The organism is Psychrobacter piechaudii (assembly GCF_900162825.1).
Taxonomy (GTDB): Bacteria; Pseudomonadota; Gammaproteobacteria; order Pseudomonadales; family Moraxellaceae; genus Psychrobacter; species Psychrobacter piechaudii.
In genome coordinates this window covers 1-1,482 of sequence record NZ_FUGE01000257.1, presented here as the reverse complement: position 1 = coordinate 1,482, position 1,482 = coordinate 1, and the positions used below count along the sequence as shown (strand labels likewise).

1 protein-coding gene is annotated in these 1,482 nt (G+C 38.3%); it reads left to right on the top strand.

Going from position 1 to position 1,482, the window contains the following annotated elements; translation table 11 throughout:
* Positions 1-29 precede the first annotated feature (29 nt).
* The coding region (locus A1019T_RS12660) for a site-specific integrase (RefSeq protein ID WP_143514150.1) at positions 30-1,482 on the top strand (1,453 nt) is incomplete at its 3' end.

The window sequence follows — 1,482 nt, the reverse complement described above, 5'->3', positions numbered from 1 at the left end:
GAAGTGGGGTAAATATCCCCGATGCTACTATGGCAGACTGGGTAGGACGCTGCGGCGTTGCCCTTGAGCCTTTAGTCAGTCGCTTGCATGAACTATTACACATTAGTAAGAAGCTGAACCTTAATAATAAAGACAGGGCAAAACCACAGTATTCACAGCTAATTAAATATGCAAACTACCATGGGAGGCAATTAGAAGGGGCTAATCTTGATAATGCTTTATCTACTATTAAGCAAGGAAAGGTTAAAACAACAGGTCTGCCTAAAGATAAGCTAATTAACTACAATCGAGAGTCAATTAATAAAAGTCCTAAGCCATTACAGTGGCATGAATTATTTGAAGTAGCCATCTCGCAAAGCTCCACTGATAGCAAAAAGAGGAGTAGCTACCCTGCATTTAGTAAAAATTTGATTAGAGAGGTTCAGGAAGCACTTAAAGATACTAGAGCAGGCTCCATCAGATGTATCGAGCAGCTGTTCAATGATTTTCCTCAGCCAAATGCACAGCGTATATTAGGATGGGTGCGTCATTTATTAAATGATAAAAGCATAAACCAAGAGAGTATAGCTAAATACGTAGGCTGTATAGGACGTGATTGGTTGATGCTAACAATGGATGAAGATATAGATACGTGGGGTAGTGAAGAGTACGAAACTATCTATGAGCAAATCATTCAAAGCAAAGTTAAAAATGGCCGGAAAAATCCTGTCATTAAAAAGGATGCTAATTTCATTGATGAGCTGGCAGGTCAGGATAAACTTTCATATTTGAATAAGCTAAAAGATACTCAGAAATTTACCTATGGCCGGTTGCGTACTTTCCATGATTATCAGCGTGATTGTTACGACGCGCCTTACGTTTATTTTCCTTGGGGTAATAACCGTCAGGTCGTAAAAGCGAATATCATATCTCCTCGAATTTACCAGGCAATGAAAGCTTTCATTAATAGCTCCAACTTAGAGAGGGAACAAAAAAGACTGTGCTTGGTTATTTTGAGCTTAGCTTACCGCTCAGGACTGCGTATAAATGAGCTTATTGGTATCAAGGTTTCTGATATCGCTGATATATATGTTAGTAATGATGATTTAATAGTAGAAGATCCTAAAATATGGCTAAGACCTAACCATTATCGACGATTAAAGAGTAGCAGTGCTAGCCGTGTGATACCACTAGGATGTCTTTTGAAGCAGGATGAGATGCGGTTATTTATTGAGCTTTATCATTGCCAGAAACGTTTAAAAAGAACGTATTTATTTTCACAAGGATCAGGTAGGCAGCCGCTCCCGAGCACGTTTTTTAGTAATATGATGAAAATAATCTGGGATAGATTACTTGGGGAGCATGATTTTACTTTTCATAGCTTTCGGCATACAGCAATAAGTTATTTAGCTTTAGCATTACGCAAGTCTCCGCTAGTATCTGTAATGACTGATTATGAGTTAGAGCAGTGCAATGCAATTAGTAAAAGTATTATTGGATATC